General features: G+C 74.3%; 17 protein-coding genes. 12 read left to right on the forward strand and 5 right to left on the reverse strand.

The window, feature by feature from the left end:
• The first annotated feature begins 4 nt into the window (after nucleotides 1–4).
• On the forward strand, nucleotides 5–640 hold the full coding sequence (locus ACZ402_RS01000; RefSeq protein WP_375822643.1) for a hypothetical protein: 636 nt from the start codon (nucleotides 5–7) through the stop codon (nucleotides 638–640).
• 137 nt (nucleotides 641–777) lie between these two features.
• The gene (gene fbaA / locus ACZ402_RS01005) at nucleotides 778–1,800 is read left to right on the forward strand and encodes a class II fructose-bisphosphate aldolase (protein ID WP_253055145.1); all 1,023 of its coding nucleotides are present in this window, start codon (nucleotides 778–780) and stop codon (nucleotides 1,798–1,800) included.
• A 205-nt stretch (nucleotides 1,801–2,005) separates the two neighbouring features.
• Here the strand turns inward: fbaA and ACZ402_RS01010 are convergent, their stop codons facing one another.
• Nucleotides 2,006–2,431, reverse strand: coding sequence for an STAS domain-containing protein (locus ACZ402_RS01010; protein ID WP_375822641.1), 426 nt, complete (start codon nucleotides 2,429–2,431; stop codon nucleotides 2,006–2,008).
• Between the two features lie 138 nt (nucleotides 2,432–2,569).
• Here ACZ402_RS01010 and ACZ402_RS01015 point away from each other — a divergent pair, with 138 nt between their 5' ends.
• Nucleotides 2,570–4,792, forward strand: a complete 2,223-nt coding sequence (locus tag ACZ402_RS01015; RefSeq protein WP_375822640.1) for a SpoIIE family protein phosphatase — start codon at nucleotides 2,570–2,572, stop codon at nucleotides 4,790–4,792.
• 25 nt (nucleotides 4,793–4,817) lie between these two features.
• On the opposite strand, the gene ACZ402_RS01020 is transcribed toward ACZ402_RS01015, so the two are convergent.
• Both ACZ402_RS01020 and ACZ402_RS01025 read right to left on the reverse strand, forming a co-directional pair.
• Nucleotides 4,818–5,180: an STAS domain-containing protein gene (locus tag ACZ402_RS01020; RefSeq protein WP_047233594.1), complete on the reverse strand. Its 363-nt coding sequence runs from the start codon at nucleotides 5,178–5,180 to the stop codon at nucleotides 4,818–4,820.
• Between the two features lie 76 nt (nucleotides 5,181–5,256).
• A complete protein-coding gene (locus ACZ402_RS01025) occupies nucleotides 5,257–5,691 on the reverse strand; it encodes a DUF3151 domain-containing protein (RefSeq protein ID WP_375822638.1) in 435 nt (144 codons plus the stop codon).
• Between the two features lie 305 nt (nucleotides 5,692–5,996).
• On the opposite strand from ACZ402_RS01025, the gene ACZ402_RS01030 reads away from it, so the two are divergent.
• Nucleotides 5,997–7,283: an adenylosuccinate synthase gene (locus ACZ402_RS01030; RefSeq protein WP_375822637.1), complete on the forward strand. Its 1,287-nt coding sequence runs from the start codon at nucleotides 5,997–5,999 to the stop codon at nucleotides 7,281–7,283.
• An 87-nt stretch (nucleotides 7,284–7,370) separates the two neighbouring features.
• Nucleotides 7,371–8,693: a phosphoribosylamine--glycine ligase gene (gene purD / locus ACZ402_RS01035; RefSeq protein WP_375822635.1), complete on the forward strand. Its 1,323-nt coding sequence runs from the start codon at nucleotides 7,371–7,373 to the stop codon at nucleotides 8,691–8,693.
• A gap of 144 nt (nucleotides 8,694–8,837) precedes the next feature.
• Here the strand turns inward: purD and ACZ402_RS01040 are convergent, their stop codons facing one another.
• Nucleotides 8,838–10,433: a ricin-type beta-trefoil lectin domain protein gene (locus tag ACZ402_RS01040; RefSeq protein ID WP_375822633.1), complete on the reverse strand. Its 1,596-nt coding sequence runs from the start codon at nucleotides 10,431–10,433 to the stop codon at nucleotides 8,838–8,840.
• Between the two features lie 407 nt (nucleotides 10,434–10,840).
• Between ACZ402_RS01040 and ACZ402_RS01045 the strand changes: the two genes are divergently transcribed.
• Nucleotides 10,841–11,785: a phosphoribosylaminoimidazolesuccinocarboxamide synthase gene (locus ACZ402_RS01045; RefSeq protein WP_375822769.1), complete on the forward strand. Its 945-nt coding sequence runs from the start codon at nucleotides 10,841–10,843 to the stop codon at nucleotides 11,783–11,785.
• A 29-nt stretch (nucleotides 11,786–11,814) separates the two neighbouring features.
• Here the strand turns inward: ACZ402_RS01045 and ACZ402_RS01050 are convergent, their stop codons facing one another.
• Nucleotides 11,815–12,165, reverse strand: a complete 351-nt coding sequence (locus ACZ402_RS01050) for a hypothetical protein (RefSeq protein WP_375822632.1) — start codon at nucleotides 12,163–12,165, stop codon at nucleotides 11,815–11,817.
• A gap of 171 nt (nucleotides 12,166–12,336) precedes the next feature.
• Between ACZ402_RS01050 and ACZ402_RS01055 the strand changes: the two genes are divergently transcribed.
• The 6 genes from ACZ402_RS01055 (at nucleotide 12,337) to ACZ402_RS01080 (ending at nucleotide 15,631) form a co-directional block, all read left to right on the forward strand.
• On the forward strand, nucleotides 12,337–12,711 hold the full coding sequence (locus tag ACZ402_RS01055; protein ID WP_375822631.1) for a PadR family transcriptional regulator: 375 nt from the start codon (nucleotides 12,337–12,339) through the stop codon (nucleotides 12,709–12,711).
• Nucleotides 12,708–12,989 (forward strand): hypothetical protein, encoded by a 282-nt coding sequence (locus tag ACZ402_RS01060; RefSeq protein ID WP_375822630.1) that lies wholly within the window; start codon nucleotides 12,708–12,710, stop codon nucleotides 12,987–12,989. The genes ACZ402_RS01055 and ACZ402_RS01060 overlap by 4 nt, the downstream gene beginning before the upstream one ends.
• Nucleotides 12,990–12,992: 3 nt before the next feature.
• A complete protein-coding gene (locus ACZ402_RS01065; RefSeq protein WP_375822629.1) occupies nucleotides 12,993–13,280 on the forward strand; it encodes a hypothetical protein in 288 nt (95 codons plus the stop codon).
• 182 nt (nucleotides 13,281–13,462) lie between these two features.
• On the forward strand, nucleotides 13,463–13,750 hold the full coding sequence (gene purS / locus ACZ402_RS01070; protein ID WP_375822628.1) for a phosphoribosylformylglycinamidine synthase subunit PurS: 288 nt from the start codon (nucleotides 13,463–13,465) through the stop codon (nucleotides 13,748–13,750).
• The gene (gene purQ, locus ACZ402_RS01075) at nucleotides 13,750–14,469 is read left to right on the forward strand and encodes a phosphoribosylformylglycinamidine synthase subunit PurQ (RefSeq protein WP_375822627.1); all 720 of its coding nucleotides are present in this window, start codon (nucleotides 13,750–13,752) and stop codon (nucleotides 14,467–14,469) included. The genes purS and purQ overlap by 1 nt, the downstream gene beginning before the upstream one ends.
• Before the next feature lie 10 nt (nucleotides 14,470–14,479).
• Nucleotides 14,480–15,631 carry a GNAT family N-acetyltransferase gene (locus tag ACZ402_RS01080; RefSeq protein ID WP_375822626.1) on the forward strand — a complete coding sequence of 384 codons (1,152 nt, stop codon included), beginning with the start codon at nucleotides 14,480–14,482 and terminating at the stop codon, nucleotides 15,629–15,631.
• The last annotated feature ends 35 nt before the right edge of the window (nucleotides 15,632–15,666 follow it).

Genomic DNA, 15,666 nt, shown 5'->3' on the forward strand with positions numbered 1-15,666 from the left:
CCCCGTGCCCGCGGTCGGGGAGACCACGCCGATCCGGGCTGCGGTGGCCGGTCTCCCGTACGCCTACCCGGACGCCGGGCGTCGCGCGGTCCTCCGAATCGCCCAGGCCGCCATGGTGATCGGTGCCGTGGCTGTCGTCGCGCTGTTCGGGACGGCGGGCGTGCGGTGGATGCTCGTCGACATCGATCCCGGGTCGGTGGCGGCCTGGGGGACGGCGGTGCTGTCGTGGCTCGTGCTCCTGGGACTTCTGGTCGACGAGGCGCGGACCGTACGGGCCGATCGTGCGGGGGTCGTCGTGCACGTCCGCACCACCCGGACCGAGATCCCGTGGGCGTCGATCGCGCGGGTCGTCCACACGACGACTCTGCTGGTCGTCGAGACGGTCGACGGCGCACGGCACGAGTTCGCGTTCGTGAGCGACGCCCGGCGTGGCGACGTGGCGATGAGCACCACGCCGACCGCACAGCTCGCCGCTGACCTGGAGGTGCTGCGTCGACTCGCCCCGACCGGTGACGGAGCCCGCGCCGAGGTGGTCGTGCGGAGCCGCCAGCCGTCGGTCGCTGCCGTCGTGCTCCTGGTGGTGGCCGGGCTGCTGCTGGCGGTCACGGCGCTGCTGTGCACGCTGCCGCCGGTGCAGTGAGCCCGGACCCGCGGGCCGTGTCGAGCGGCGGCGTGGTCACCGGGCGACCACAGGTCGAACGGCCCTGACCCTGCGCTGTCATCCATGCCAGACTTTGACCTGACAGTCCACCCCGCACGACTCCACAGGAGCTCCGCATGCCCATCGCAACCCCCGAGGTCTACGCCGAGATGATCGACCGGGCGAAGGCAGGCTCGTTCGCCTACCCGGCCGTCAACATCACCTCGTCGCAGACCATCACCGCCGCGCTCCAGGGCTTTGCCGAGGCCGAGTCCGACGGCATCATCCAGGTCTCCGTGGGCGGCGCCGAGTACGGCTCGGGTTCGACGGTCAAGGACCGCATCGCCGGTTCGCTCGCGCTCGCGGCGTACGCGCGCGAGGTCGCGAAGAACTACCCGGTGCAGATCGCGATCCACACCGACCACTGCGTCAAGAAGAACCTCGACTCGTGGGTCCGCCCGCTCCTGGCCCTCGAGGCCGAGCAGGTGAAGAACGGCGGTCTGCCGACCTTCCAGTCGCACATGTACGACGGCTCGGACGTCCCGCTGGACGAGAACCTCACGATCGCGGCGGAGCTCCTCGAGCTCTCGCAGGCGGCGCGCACGATCCTCGAGATCGAGGTCGGCGTCGTCGGCGGCGAGGAGGACGGCCACGAGGCCGAGATCAACGAGAAGCTCTACACGACGGTCGAGGACGGCCTCGCGACGGTCGCGGCGCTCGGCACGGGCGAGAAGGGCCGCTACCTGACGGCCCTCACGTTCGGCAACGTGCACGGCGTGTACAAGCCGGGCGCGGTCAAGCTCCGCCCGGAGATCCTCAAGGAGATCCAGGACGCCGTCGGCGCGAAGGTCGGCAAGGCGAACCCGTTCGACCTCGTCTTCCACGGCGGCTCGGGCTCCACGGCCGAGGAGATCTCGGCCGCGGTCGACTTCGGCGTCATCAAGATGAACATCGACACCGACACGCAGTACGCGTTCACGCGTCCGGTCGTCGGCCACATGTTCTCGAACTACGACGGCGTCCTGAAGGTTGACGGCGAGGTCGGCAACAAGAAGGCCTACGACCCGCGCGCCTGGGGCAAGCTGGCCGAGGCCGGCATGGCCGCCCGCATCATCGAGGCGTCGCAGCAGCTGCGCTCGGCGGGCAACAAGATCCGCTGACGCCCCGCGAGCCGGCGTCGCGCCGGCTCGGGACGCGCGAAGGCCCCCGGTCCGTTCGGACCGGGGGCCCTCGTCGTGGGTCGTGCCGGTGGTCGCGACCGGTGCCGACGGGTCGTGACCCGTCGGACAGGACGACCGTGCGGCGGGGTGACCGTGCAGCAGGGTGACCGTGCAGCAGGGTGACGGTGCGGGGGTGGGGCCGGCCTCAGTCCGTGGTGCCCGCGCCGTCGCCCGGGGTCTCGTCGAGGTCGAAGCCGGGGTCCACGTCGACGATGTCGAGCAGCTCGCCGATGCGGGTCACCTCGAGGAGGAACCGGACCGTCGGCGGGGCGCGCAGGACGCGGACCCGGTGCGGGCCGCGCGACGCGAGGCGTGCGAGGAACGCCACACCGGACGAGTCCATGAAGGTGACGTGGTGCGCGTCGATCTCGACGGGGAGCCCGGAGTCCTCCGCCGCGGCGGTCGCCTCCTGGAGGTCGGCGCCGAGGTCGGCGTCGATCTCGCCCGAGAGGACGATGCGTGCCCGCGTCGTCCCCACGATGACGTGCACGCTCGCCGGGTCGCCCGCCCCGGCGGGGTCGCCGGCGACGCCGACCGGACGGTCGGCGGCCGAGGGTGTACCTTCGCGCACCGGCGCTCCTCTCTGCGTGGTCCCGACCCGTTCCGGTCTCGGGAAGCACCAATCTACGGTTGAATGTCCAGTCGGGACAGTAACGCGACCGTGGCGTCGGTTTCCAGACGATCGACGCACGGACCGTCGGAGGTGACGATGGGCAGCTCGCCGGGGCTCGGCACCGACGTGCCCGCGCACGTCCAGGAGCTGTGCACGCGGGCGATGGAGGGCGCCGGTGTCGCGATGTTCGTCACCGGTCCCCGCTCGGACGAGATGCCGATCGTGTGGGTGAACGCCGCGTTCGAGCGCCAGACCGGGTTCGCCGCCGCCGAGGTCCTGGGCCGCAGCCCGCACGTCCTCGAGTCCCTCCTCTCGGAGCCGGTGGACGCGCAGGAGCTGCGCACGGCGATCGCGGAGGAGCGCGAGATCACGCACACCGTCCGCGCGCTGCGCCGCGACGGTTCCCCCGTGTGGACCCAGCTCTCGCTCGCCCCGCTCGCCGGCCCGGACGGTACCGTCACCCACTGGGTCGGGGTGCAGGTCGACGTCTCCGAGCACCTGGAGCGGTACGCGGCCCAGGTCGCGTCCCTCGCGCTGGAGCGGCGCGAGCGTGCCGTGCTCGACGTCGTCTCCCGCAGCTCGGACCTCCTCGCCGACCTCGACCAGCCGTACGCGCTGCGCGACATCACCCAGCTCCTCGCGGGGTACGTCGTCGACTGGGCCGGCTTCTACCTCAACGACGACGGGCTCCGGTACGCCGAGGGCGTCGACACGGCCGCGCCCCCGAGCGGGCGCGGGCAGCGGCACGGCCGCTACACGCCAGGGGCGTTCCCCGTCGCGCCCGGCCTGCACACGACCGACGCGCTCGGCGACTCCGCGGCCGTCACCGGCTCCGTCCCGCGCGTGCGCCTCGTGGACGTGCCCGACCGCGTCCAGGACGTCCTGGACGGGCGCATCGAGGGCCCCGTGACGCTCGACCTGTCCGCCACGTACCCGCAGTGGTCGGCGTCCGGCTGGCTCCAGCGTGACCTGCACCACCGGCACTCGGGCCTGCCGCACCGGCCGGGCTCCGTGACGGTGACCGCGGTCCCGGGCCGCCGGCGCATCCTCGGCCTGCTCGTCACGGGCGACGCGCCCGACGCGGCGCAGCACGGGCTCGGCACCGAGGCGGAGGCGCGCGAGGGCGTGCGCACGCTCCTCCAGGTCATCGCGCGCCGCGCCGGCACCGCGATCGACAACGTGCGGCTCTACGCGCGCGAGCACCGCCTCGCCGAGACGCTGCAGCGCGCGATGCTGCCCGAGCAGGCCGACGTGACCGGGCTCGACGTCTGGACCTACTACGCGCCCAACTCGGAGCACGCACAGGTCGGCGGCGACTGGTACGACGTCCTGCAGATCGCGCCGGACGTCGTCGGGCTCGTCATCGGCGACGTCGTGGGCCACGACGTCGAGGCGGCGGCGGCGATGGGCCAGCTCCGCTCGGTCGTGCGCTCGTACGCGTACGAGCTCACGACGCCGGGACCGGTGCTCGAGCGCGTCGACCAGCTCGTGCAGGGCATGCGCATCCCGCGCTCCGCGAGCCTCGTCTACGCGGCGCTCACCCAGCCCGACGCCGAGCAGCCCGACGACGCGTGGCGCATCGAGTACTCGCGAGCCGGGCACCTGCCCCCGCTCCTGCTGCGGGACGGCACGGTGACGCAGCTCGACGACGCCGGGGGCGCGCTCGTCGGGTTCGGCGGCCGCAGCCGGTCGACGGGCGTCGCGGCGCTCGCCCCGGGCGACACGCTCGTCTTCTACACCGACGGCCTCATCGAGCGCCGCGACCGCGCCCTGCGGGTGGGGCTCGAGGCGCTCGTCGCCGCGTCCGAGGCCGTGACGGCCGTCGACGCCGCGGGCGTGGGTGAGGAGCTCCTGTCCCGCCTCGCGGACGCCCCCGAGGACGACGTCGCGCTCGTCGTCGTGCGCATCCCCGACCCGGTGCACGACGCGTCGGCCGTCGTGCTCAGCCCGCGCAGCCGCCGCTGGCTCCTGCCGAGCGAGCCCGCGTCGATCGGGCGCGCGCGGCACGCCGTCGTGCGCACGTGCCAGGCGTGGGGCGTGCGGGACAGCGCGAACGCGGAGCTGGTGGTCTCCGAGCTCGTGGCGAACGGCGTGCTGCACGGCTGGGGGCACCTGGCGCTGCGCCTCTTCGACACGGGCGACGGCATCCGCGTCGAGGTCGAGGACTCCAACCCGGCGCCGCCCGTCCCGACGGACGGGCACCCGAACCGTATGGGCGGGTTCGGCATGCAGATCGTCGAGCGGCTCGCGGACTGGGGCTGGCGCCCGACGGCGTCCGGCAAGCTCGTCTGGGCCACGCTGCGGCCGTCGGGTCGATAGGCGGTCGCCCCCGCGGGCCCGGCCGTCAGGCCGGGGGCTCGACCTTCGCGAAGCCGGACGGCGGCGTCGCGGGCTCGCAGCGGTGGTCGGAGTCGATGCGGAACAGCTCGAGCGCCCCGCACACCTCCAGCACGAACAGGTCGCGGTCGTCGCAGCCGCGCAGCACCGTGGCGCCCCCGCGCTTGCGCCCCGAGTCCGCGAGCGAGATGAGGAACGCGGCGCCGGTGGAGTCCATGAACGTCACGCGGCACATGTCGATCACGAGGAGCTGACGGCGCAGCCCGACGACGCGCGCCGCGATCTCCGGGAACTGGTCACGCTCGGCGAGATCGAGGTCCCCGGCGATGACGAGGGTCGTCGTCGCGGGTGACGTGGCGATCTCGATCATGTCGTCGACTCTAATCGTCGCCCGGGTGGGTCGCGCGTCCACCGCCCCTGGACGACGGTCGCGCGACCCGGAGCCGTCAGCGCAGCCCGCGGACCTCGTCGGCCGACGTGCCGGAGTCGCGCAGGAACTGCTCGCAGCGCTCGGCCTCCTCGACCTCGCCGATGTACGCCGCGCACTCCGCGAGCGCGAGCAGCGCGCGCAGGAAGCCCTGGTTCGGGACGTGGTCGGCCGGGATCGGGCCCTGCCCGCGCCAGCCCGCCCGGCGCAGCGAGTCGAGGCCCCGGTGGTAGCCGGTGCGCGCGAACGCGTAGGCCGTCACGGCGCCGCGGGAGCCGTTCTCGTGGAGGAAGTCCTCCGCGAGGTACGCCCACGCGAGCGAGCTGGCGGGGGTGCGGGCCGCGATCTCGTACGGGTCGCCGTCGGCGGCGATGGCGTCGCGGACGTGCGCGTAGTCGTCGGGAAGACGGACCGGCGCAGGGCCGTCGAGGAGGTTCGCGTGCGTGTCGCTCATGGAGCCATTCTGCCCGCCCGGGATGCGCCCGGCACCGGAACGTGCCGAACGCGGGGTCGCTCCCCACGCCGGCCGCACGATGAGGAGCGATCACGGGCTCGGCGGACGCGCCGTGGACGACGGACGCCCGAAAGGTCAATGGCCGGTAAACTCGGCGCCGGTCCCCGGGTGACTGCCGCCCGGGTGACGCCTCGGGCCCGCGGGCCCAGCGCCGTCGGGCACGACCTGCCCGCTCCGCTCCGGACGCCGGTGCGCCCACGACCATGACCGGCCCGAGGAACAGGCAGTGCGAAAGTGGGGATTCCATGCCAGGCGTGGTGCTCGTCGGTGCCCAGTGGGGCGATGAGGGCAAGGGCAAGGCGACCGACCTGCTCGGCTCCCGGGTCGACTACGTGGTCAAGTTCAACGGCGGCAACAACGCCGGCCACACGGTCGTCATCGGGGACGAGAAGTACGCGCTCCACCTGCTGCCGTCGGGCATCCTGTCCCCGGGCGTCACGCCGGTCATCGCGAACGGCGTCGTCGTGGACATCGAGGTCCTGTTCCAGGAGCTCGACGACCTGATCTCGCGCGGCGTGGACGTCTCCCGCCTGCTCGTCTCGGGCTCGGCGCACGTCATCGCGGGCTACCACCGCACGATCGACAAGGTGAGCGAGCGGTTCCTCGGCAAGCGCCGCATCGGCACGACCGGCCGCGGGATCGGCCCGGCCTACGCGGACAAGATCAACCGCGTCGGCATCCGCATCTGGGACCTCTTCGACGAGAAGATCCTCGCGGAGAAGATCGAGGGCTCGCTCGACCAGAAGAACCACCTGCTGGTGAAGGTCTACAACCGCCGTGCCATCACGGTCGACGAGACCGTGGCCGAGCTGCTGCAGTACGCCGAGCGGCTCAAGCCGATGGTCGCGGACACGGCGCTCGAGCTGAACAAGGCGCTCGACGCGGGCAAGAACGTCCTCTTCGAGGGCGGGCAGGCCACGATGCTCGACGTCGACCACGGCACCTACCCGTTCGTCACGTCGTCCAACGCGACGGCGGGCGGCGCGCTCACCGGCTCGGGCGTCGGGCCGACGCGCATCAGCTCCGTCATCGGCGTCATCAAGGCGTACACGACGCGCGTGGGCGAGGGCCCGTTCCCCACCGAGCTGTTCGACGCGAACGGCGAGTACCTGCTCAAGCAGGGCGGCGAGTACGGCGTGACGACCGGCCGCGCGCGCCGCTGCGGCTGGTACGACTCGGTCATCGCGCGCTACGCGACCCGCGTCAACGGCATCACGGACATGGTGCTCACCAAGCTCGACATCCTCACCGGCTTCGAGAAGGTGCCGGTGTGCGTCGCGTACGACGTGGACGGCGTCCGCTACGACGAGATGCCGCTCGACCAGACCGCGTTCCACCACGCGAAGCCGATCTACGAGGAGCTCGACGGCTGGCAGGAGGACATCTCCGGCGCCCGCACGTTCGAGGACCTGCCGACGAACGCGCAGCGCTACGTGCTCGCGCTCGAGGAGATGTCGGGCACGCGCATCTCCGCGATCGGCGTCGGCCCGAGCCGCGATGCGATCATCCCGCGGCACGACCTCATCCACTGAGCCGCCGTCCCTGAACTGACGACGCGCGCCGACCACGGCCCGGACGCCCCGCGGGGCGTCCGGGCCGTCTCGGTAGACTCGGCGCCCGTGAAGATCCTCGTCGTCGGGACCGGTGCCCGCGAGCACGCCATCGTCCACGCCCTCGCGCACGAGGCCGACCGCCCGGGCTCCGAGCCCCACGAGCTGCACGCCGCTCCCGGGAACCCCGGCATCGGGGGCCTCGCGACGCTGCACGCCGTCGACCAGAACGACGGCGCCGCGGTGGCCGCGCTCGCCACGCACCTGGGCGTCGACCTGGTCGTCGTCGGCCCGGAGGCGCCGCTCGTCGCGGGCGTCGGGGACGCGGTGCGCGCGGCGGGGATCCCGGTGTTCGGGCCGAGCGCCGAGGCCGCACGCCTCGAGGGCTCCAAGGCGTTCGCCAAGGACGTCATGGCGGCGGCGTCCGTCCCGACGGCCCTCGCGCACGTGTGCACCGACGTCGACCAGGTCGCGGCCGCGGTCGACGCGTTCGGCGCCCCGTACGTCATCAAGGACGACGGCCTCGCCGCGGGCAAGGGCGTCGTCGTCACGGAGGACCGGCAGGCCGCGCTCGAGCACGCCGCCGCGTGCTTCGCGACCCCGCGCCGGGCCGCGGACGGCATGCCCGAGGACCCGCGCGTCGTCGTCGAGGAGTACCTGGACGGCCCGGAGGTCTCGCTCTTCTGCGTGAGCGACGGCGCGACCGTCGTCCCGCTCGCCCCCGCCCAGGACTTCAAGCGCGCGTTCGACGCCGACGCCGGCCCCAACACGGGCGGCATGGGCGCCTACAGCCCGCTGCCGTGGGCGCCGGAGGGGCTGGTCGACGAGGTCGTCACGCGCGTCGCGCAGCCGACGATCGACGAGATGGCGCGGCGCGGCACGCCGTTCGTCGGCGTCCTGTACGTGGGGCTCGCGCTGACGAGCCGCGGGACGCGCGTCGTCGAGTTCAACGCGCGGTTCGGCGACCCGGAGACGCAGTCGGTGCTCACGCGCCTCGCCACGCCGCTGTCCGCCGTGATGCTCGCGGCGGCGCAGGGCCGCCTCGCCGAGGTCGGCGCGCTGCGCTGGCACGACGACGCGTCGGTCACCGTGGTCGTCGCGGCGCACGGCTACCCGGGCGCGGTGCGCGGCGGCGACGTCATCACGGGCATCGACGCGGCGGAGGACGTCGAGGGCGTGCACGTGCTGCATGCAGGCACGTCGCGGGGGGACGACGGCGGCCTGGTCGCCTCGGGCGGCCGGGTGCTGTCGGTCGTGGCGCGCGGTGCCGACCTCGCCGAGGCGCGCCGTCGGGCGTATGCGGCGGTCGACCGCATCGTGCTCCCGGGCTCGCACCACCGCACCGACATCGCGGCGCGGGCCGCCGCGGGCGAGGTCACGCTCGCGGGCTGACGCCCCGCCGTCGGGCAGCCCGCCCGACCCCGACGCGCCCGGGCGCCCGTCGAGCACGACCTCTCCCGCCGTCGAACACGACATGACGGTCGCTTTCACGCTGATAACGACCGCCATGTCGTGTTCGGCGCCCTGGGGGTCCTGTCAGGCTCGGTGCCACTTCTGGGCCGCGGTGCCGTTGCACGTCCAGATCTGGAGCTTCGTCCCGTCGGTGCTGTTGCTGCTCGGCACGTCGACGCACTTGTTCGCGAGGACGGACACGAGGTCGCCCGCGCCGCTCAGCACGAACTGCTGGGCGGGGTGGCCGCTGCAGTTCGCGAGCTGGACGGCGGTCCCGTCGGCCGTGGCGGCCCAGGCCACGTCCATGCACTTGCCGCCCGCGCGGACCGTGCCGTCGGACTCGAACGTCCACCGCTGGGCGTTCGTGCCGTTGCACGTCCAGAGCTGCAGCCGCTTGCCGTCGCTGAAGTCGGAGCCCGGCACGTCGATGCACTTGCCCGCGAGCCCGACGAGCGCGCTGCCCGACCCGCCGCCGGTCGTGACGAGCGACAGCCCGTACGCCGAGAGGATCGGGTTGACGGGCTGGTAGATGAACTTGCCGCCGTTGGAGCAGTCGTTGATGCGGCCCGAGGTCACGCCCTGCGCCTGGTTCCCCGAGATCACGGAGCCGCCCGAGTCGCCGCCCTCGGCGCACGCGCTGCCGCGCACGAGGCCGGGGATGTCGCCGTTGCCGTAGTTCACGGTGATGTTCTTCTGCTCGATGACGCCGCAGCGCCAGCCCGTCGTCGCGCCGGAGCGGCAGATGGACGCGCCCACCGGCGCCTCGGCGGACCCGGCGACGTCGACCGTGCCGCCCGCGTAGTTGTTGACCCGCGGGACGGGGGAGAACCCGGCGTCGACGCGCACCCAGGCGTAGTCGTGGCCGGGGAACGATGCCGCCTGGACGGTGCCCATGCGCGCCCAGCCCGCCGTGAGCACCTCCTTGCCCGCGGCGCCGCAGTGCCCGGCCGTGACGAAGCCGCCCTGGACGGCGAAGCCGATCGAGCACGCCGACCCCGACGACGCGCCCGGGTCGCGGGTGATGTACCGGTCGCCGCCGCGCACGTCGGCCGTGAGCTCGTACGGCGCGTCGACGACCTCGGTGCGGACGGCGGCCGGGTCGACCCCCGAGGCCGCGACGAACGCCTCCGCAGCGGCCGGGTCGAGCGACTCGACGACGACCTCGTTCGTCGTCACGTCGACGTACCAGGCCTGGACGGCGTCGGGCGTCGACACCTGGTCCAGCCCGGTGGCGACGGCGTCGAGCTCGGCGAGGCCGCGCTCCACGACGACGGCCTCGGCGCCCGCCGCCTCGACCTCGGGGACCGCGGCCGGGTCGGTGACGGCGACGACGGGCGTCGCGGCGTCGGCGTCGACCCACGTGCCGGCGTACGCCGCGCCCAGGCCGCCGCTCAGTGCCTGCTCGACGGCGCCGGTCGCGGCGTCGAGCGCGAGGCGGTCCGCGACGCCGGCCGCGTCGAGGCCCAGGTCGCGCTCGAGCGCGTGGAGCTGGCCGGGGGACAGGTCGTCAGGACTCGGGACGGGCCCGGCGAGCAGCGCGGGGACCGCGCTCCCGGCGGACGTCGGGGTGCCGGCGGGTGCGCTCGCGCTCGCGGCCGTCGCGAGCCCGACGCTCGCGACGACCACCCCGATCCCGCTTGCTAGCGCTGTCAGGCGATGGTGCATCGTGCCGTGGTGCATCGTTGCCTCCTCGGTGCGGATGTCGACCCCGCCGTCGTCGGCCGGGCCGGGACAGCGGTGCAGGCGCCCCCGAGGGGGTCGCTCCGATGCAGGCCCCCGACGGTGAGGGAGCGCTCCCACGACCGTCCTGACGGCACAGTAGCGGCTTCGGCGGCGTTCGTCGCGCCGGGCTCGGCGGTGGTCGCGGTCCCGTGCCGTCGGGCGAGGCGTCTCGGCGCCGTCCGAGGGGCCGCCGGGACGGGACGCCTGTTCGAGCCGCCAGGTCGGACCGCCGGTCCGGCGAGGCAGGCTGACAGGCTGACCGACCGGTCGTCGGACACGGTGCCGCGCCCGCTACGGCCGGTGCGAGACTAGGGGCCGTGACCGACACCCCTCAGGACCCTGCCTCGGCCCTCTCGCTCGGCGAGGTGGACGCGCTCGACACCGCGGCGCTCGACCTGCCCGGCTGGACGCACGTGTACTCCGGCAAGGTGCGCGACCTCTACGCGCCGGACCTGCCCGCCGTCGGCGGCGTGCACCCGCTCGGCGACGTCGTGCTCGTCGTCGCGAGCGACCGGGTCAGCGCCTACGACCACGTGCTGTCGCCCGGCATCCCCGACAAGGGCGTCGTGCTCACCCAGCTCAGCCTGTGGTGGTTCGAGCAGCTCGCCGACCTCGTGCCGAACCACGTCGTGTCGACCGAGGTGTCGTCGGAGCCGGGCGACGGACTCGTGCCCGACGTCGTCGCCGGGCGCGCGATGATCTGCCGCCGCCTCGACATGTTCCCCGTCGAGTGCGTGGCGCGCGGCTACCTCACCGGCTCCGGGCTCGTCGAGTACCGCGCCGGGGGAGAGGTCTGCGGCGTGCCGCTACCTGCCGGGCTGGTCGACGGCTCGCGGCTCCCCGAGCCGATCTTCACGCCCGCGACCAAGGCGGCCGTCGGCGAGCACGACGAGAACGTCTCGTTCGACGCGGTCGCCGCGCAGATCGGCCTCGACGACGCCACGCGCCTCCGCGACCTGACCCTCGCCGTCTACGCGCGTGCCGAGCAGGTCGCGCGCGAGCGCGGCGTGATCCTCGCGGACACCAAGCTCGAGTTCGGCGTGGACCCGACCACGGGCCAGACCGTCCTCGGGGACGAGGTGCTCACGCCCGACTCGTCGCGGTTCTGGCCCGCGGACCAGTGGGAGCCGGGGCGCGCGCAGCCGAGCTACGACAAGCAGTTCGTCCGCGACTGGCTCGTCTCGCCCGCGTCCGGGTGGGACCGCGCGTCCGACACCCCGCCGCCGTCGATCCCCGCCGAGGTCGTCACGCGCACCCGCGCCCGGTACCTCGAGGCGTACGAGCGCCTCACGGGCTCGACGCTCGGCTGAGGCTGTCAGTCGGTCGACCGGTCTCGCCGTCAGGCGGTCCGGGCGGCGCCCGGGCGCACGTAGGTGTGCCCGCTCGGCGCGGTCCACCGGACCGAGCCGTCGGCGAGCAGGGCGGGCCGCCAGCCGTCGCGGGCACGGACGACGCGGTGGTGCCGGCAGAGCGCGACGAGGTTGTCGGCCTCCTGTGCGGCGGCCGCGGCGTCGTCGTCCGCGCCCGGCCGCGGGGCCACGACGTGGTCGAGGTCGCAGCGGAACGCCGGGACACGGCACCCGGGGAACACGCAGGTCTCGTCGCGCGTGAGGACGCGCGCGACGGTCTGCGGCGTCGGACGAGCCCTGCCGCGCTCGGCGGTCGGAGCAGGTGCGAGCGGTGCTGCCACGCGGACCTCCCTGCGTCGTGGGACCAGTTCGTGCGAGGGCGGGGAAGGGGCAGGACCCCGCCCTCGCACCGTGCCCGAGCGTGCGTCTCGAACACGTGTTCGACTCTAGCCGCACCCTCCGACACGCGTCGAGGGCTGGCTCTATAGGTCGTCATCCGATACATATCGTTCATGGCGCCGAGTCCTCCCGCGTTCCGCATGACCGAGCAGGCGTACCTCGTGCTGCTCTCCCTCAGCGCGGAGCCGCGGCACGGGTACGCGGTGATCCAGGCCGTGCGCGAGCTGTCCGACGGCCGCACCCGGCTCGGGGCCGGCACGCTCTACGGCAACCTCGACCGGCTCGTCGGGGCCGGGCTCGTCGAGCCGACCGGCGAGGAGGTCGTCGACGGCCGCCTCCGGCGCTACTACCGCGCTACCGACGACGGGCGCCGAGCGGCCCGGGCGGAGACTCTCCGCCTCGCCGAGCTCGCCGAGCGTGCGCGGCGGTCCCTGGAGCGCCACGGCCCGGCGGGCGCCGCCGACGGTCTCGCGGGGAGCGGCGCGTGAGCGCGGGCGGCGCCGACCGGTACGAACGGTCCGCCCGGTTCTGGCTCCGCGCCTACCCGCCGCGCTGGCGCCGCCTCCACGGCGACGAGGCGCTCGCGGTCCTGCTCGACCTCGCGCCCGCGCCCGACGACGGCGGGGCGCCGCACGGCATCGGCGCGCGCGAGGCGTGGGGGCTGGTGCGCGCGGGCTGGGCGCTGCGCCGGCGGGAGCACCCGCCGCTCGGGCGCTGGTTGCTGTACCGGCTGTTCGACGCCCGGCTCCCGTCGCGCTACTGGTGATGGGTGGCCGACGACATCCACGGCCTGCTCTACCCCTGGCGCGTGACCATGACGGGGCTCGGGACCGCTCTCGCGATCTTCTACGGCTGGCCGGTGCTGGCGCAGGTCCTGTTCTCGGACGACGTCAGCAGGCCCGAACTGTGGCTGATCCTCCTGTGGTGCGGGACGTTCCTCGGCGGGGGGCTGCTCTTCCGCCGTTCGCACGTCGCGCGCGCGTGGCGAAAGCACGTGCTCGACGGCAACATCCCCGTGGACACCCCGACGGACCCGCCGCGCGCGGCCGGAGCCTGAGCCGCGCCGTCGTGCCAGGGTGCGGACGCCCGCCGGAAGCGTCGTGCGCGCCCGGTAGACTGGCCGCGGAATCCCGCCGTCGGCTCCCGCTCGCCCCGTCCCACCGGCCGTCCTCGACGACCGTGACGTGGGCGGGATCCCGGAGCCCCGGCTCTCCCGAACTCTCTCGCCAAGGAGCCCCCGTGGGACGCGTCGTCGTCGAGGTCATGCCCAAGCCCGAGATCCTGGACCCGCAGGGCAAGGCCGTCGTCGGGGCGCTGCCGCGCCTCGGTTTCACCCAGTTCACGTCCGTGCGCCAGGGCAAGCGGTTCGAGCTCGAGGTCGACGGCCCGGTCACGCCGGAGGTCCTCGCCGCCGCCCAGGAGGCCGCGGTCAAGGTCCTGTCGAACCCGGTCATCGAGGACGTCGTGCGTGTGGCGGACATCGAGGCGGACGCCGCCGCGACGATCACGTCCGAGGGGCTCGCCTGATGTCCGGCGCGACGCTCGCGACGGCGCGGATCGGCGTCGTCACGTTCCCCGGCACGCTGGACGACCGCGACGCGGCGCGCGCGGTGCGCCTCGCGGGCGGCGAGGCCGTGTCGCTGTGGCACGCGGACGCCGACCTGCACGGCGTCGACGCGGTCGTCCTGCCCGGTGGCTTCTCCTACGGCGACTACCTGCGCGCGGGCGCGATCAGCCGCTTCGCGCCCGTCATGGAGTCGATCGTCGACGCGGCGGCGGGCGGCATGCCCGTCCTGGGCATCTGCAACGGCTTCCAGGTCCTCACCGAGGCCCACCTGCTGCCCGGCTCGATGGTCAAGAACGACCACCTGCACTTCATCTGCCGCGAGCAGGTGCTCGTGGTCGAGAACGCGGACACGGCCTGGACGCGCGACTACACGGTCGGCCAGCGCATCACCGTCCCGCTGAAGAACCAGGACGGCCAGTTCGTCGCGGACGACCGCACGCTCGACGAGCTCGAGGCGGAGGGTCGCGTCGTCTTCCGCTACGACGGCTGGAACCCGAACGGGTCGCGCCGTGGGATCGCGGGCATCACGAACGCGGCGGGCAACGTCGTCGGCCTGATGCCGCACCCCGAGCACGCCGTCGAGGCGGGCTTCGGCCCGGCGAACGAGGCGGGACCCCGCGCGGGCACCGACGGGCTCGGCTTCTTCACGTCGGTCCTGGGCGCGCTCGTCCGCGCATGACCAGGTCGGCGTGACGGGCGCGTCCCCGCGCGTCCGGCCCGACGGCGTCGGACGCCCGGGCGCGCACGTCACCGTCGAGGCCGTCCCCGGGGACGACGCCGCGGCCGAGCTCCTGCGCGCCCGTCAGCAGGCGGAGCTCGCCGTGCGCTACGGCGAGCCCGACGCGGGCACGTTCGAGCCCGAGGCGTCGGTCGCGAACCTCGTGGTCCGGTCGGCCGGCGAGCCGGTCGCGTTCGTCGCGCTGCGGGACGTGTCGGGCACTCCCGACGGCCGCGGCGGCGCGCACCCCGCGCGCACCGGCGAGGTGAAGCGCCTCTGGGTCGAGCCCGACCACCGCGGCCACGGTCACGCGCGCACCGCGATGCGGGCCGTGCACCGGCACGCTGTCGACGCCGGTCTCGAGCGCGTCGTCCTGGAGACCGGGACGCTCCAGCCCGAGTCGATCGACCTCTACCTCTCGCTCGGGTACGTCCCGATCGAGTCGTACGGCCACTACGCGGGGCACCTGCTCTCGCGCTGCTTCGCGCTCGACCTCAGGACGGCGCGGGGTACGGGCGTCGGCACCGGCGCCGTGGACGAGACGTCGGCGGCGATCGGCGGGCCCGGGACGCTCGACGCGCGGTCGACCGCGACCCCGCGCGAGTCCGTGACCACGTCTGCTCGTGGGGTCCTGGAGGTCCGCGCCGTGCCGTGGGACGACCCGGACGCGGCGACTCTGCGGCGCGAGATGCACGAGACGTCCTCGGCGATCCTCTACCCCGAGCTGTTCGCGGCGTTCGACGCCGCCGGCGGGTTCGACGTGGTCGACGCACGCCTGGGCGCCGACGTCGTGGCGACCCTCGTCGCGTACCGGGACGGTGAGGCCGTCGGGTGCGCGTCGCTGCGTCGCCCCGCGCCCGGGGCGCCCGCGGACGCGCTCGAGGTGAAGAAGGTCTTCGTGCGCGCACGGGCGCGCAGGACCGGGACGGCCCGCAGGCTGCTCGACGGGCTCGAGGCGGTCGCGCGCGAGCGCGGGGCGGCCCGGCTCCTGCTCGAGACGGGCATCCGCCAGCCGGGCGCGATCGCGCTCTACCGCTCGCTCGGCTACCGCGCCGTCCACACGTTCCCGCCCTACGTCGGGGACAACCACGTCGCGCTCTGCTTCGCGAAGCCGCTGGTCTGAGGGTCGCGCCAGGGGATTCTCGGGGTCGTGCCGGA

Source organism: Cellulosimicrobium sp. NPDC030954 (assembly GCF_055571305.1).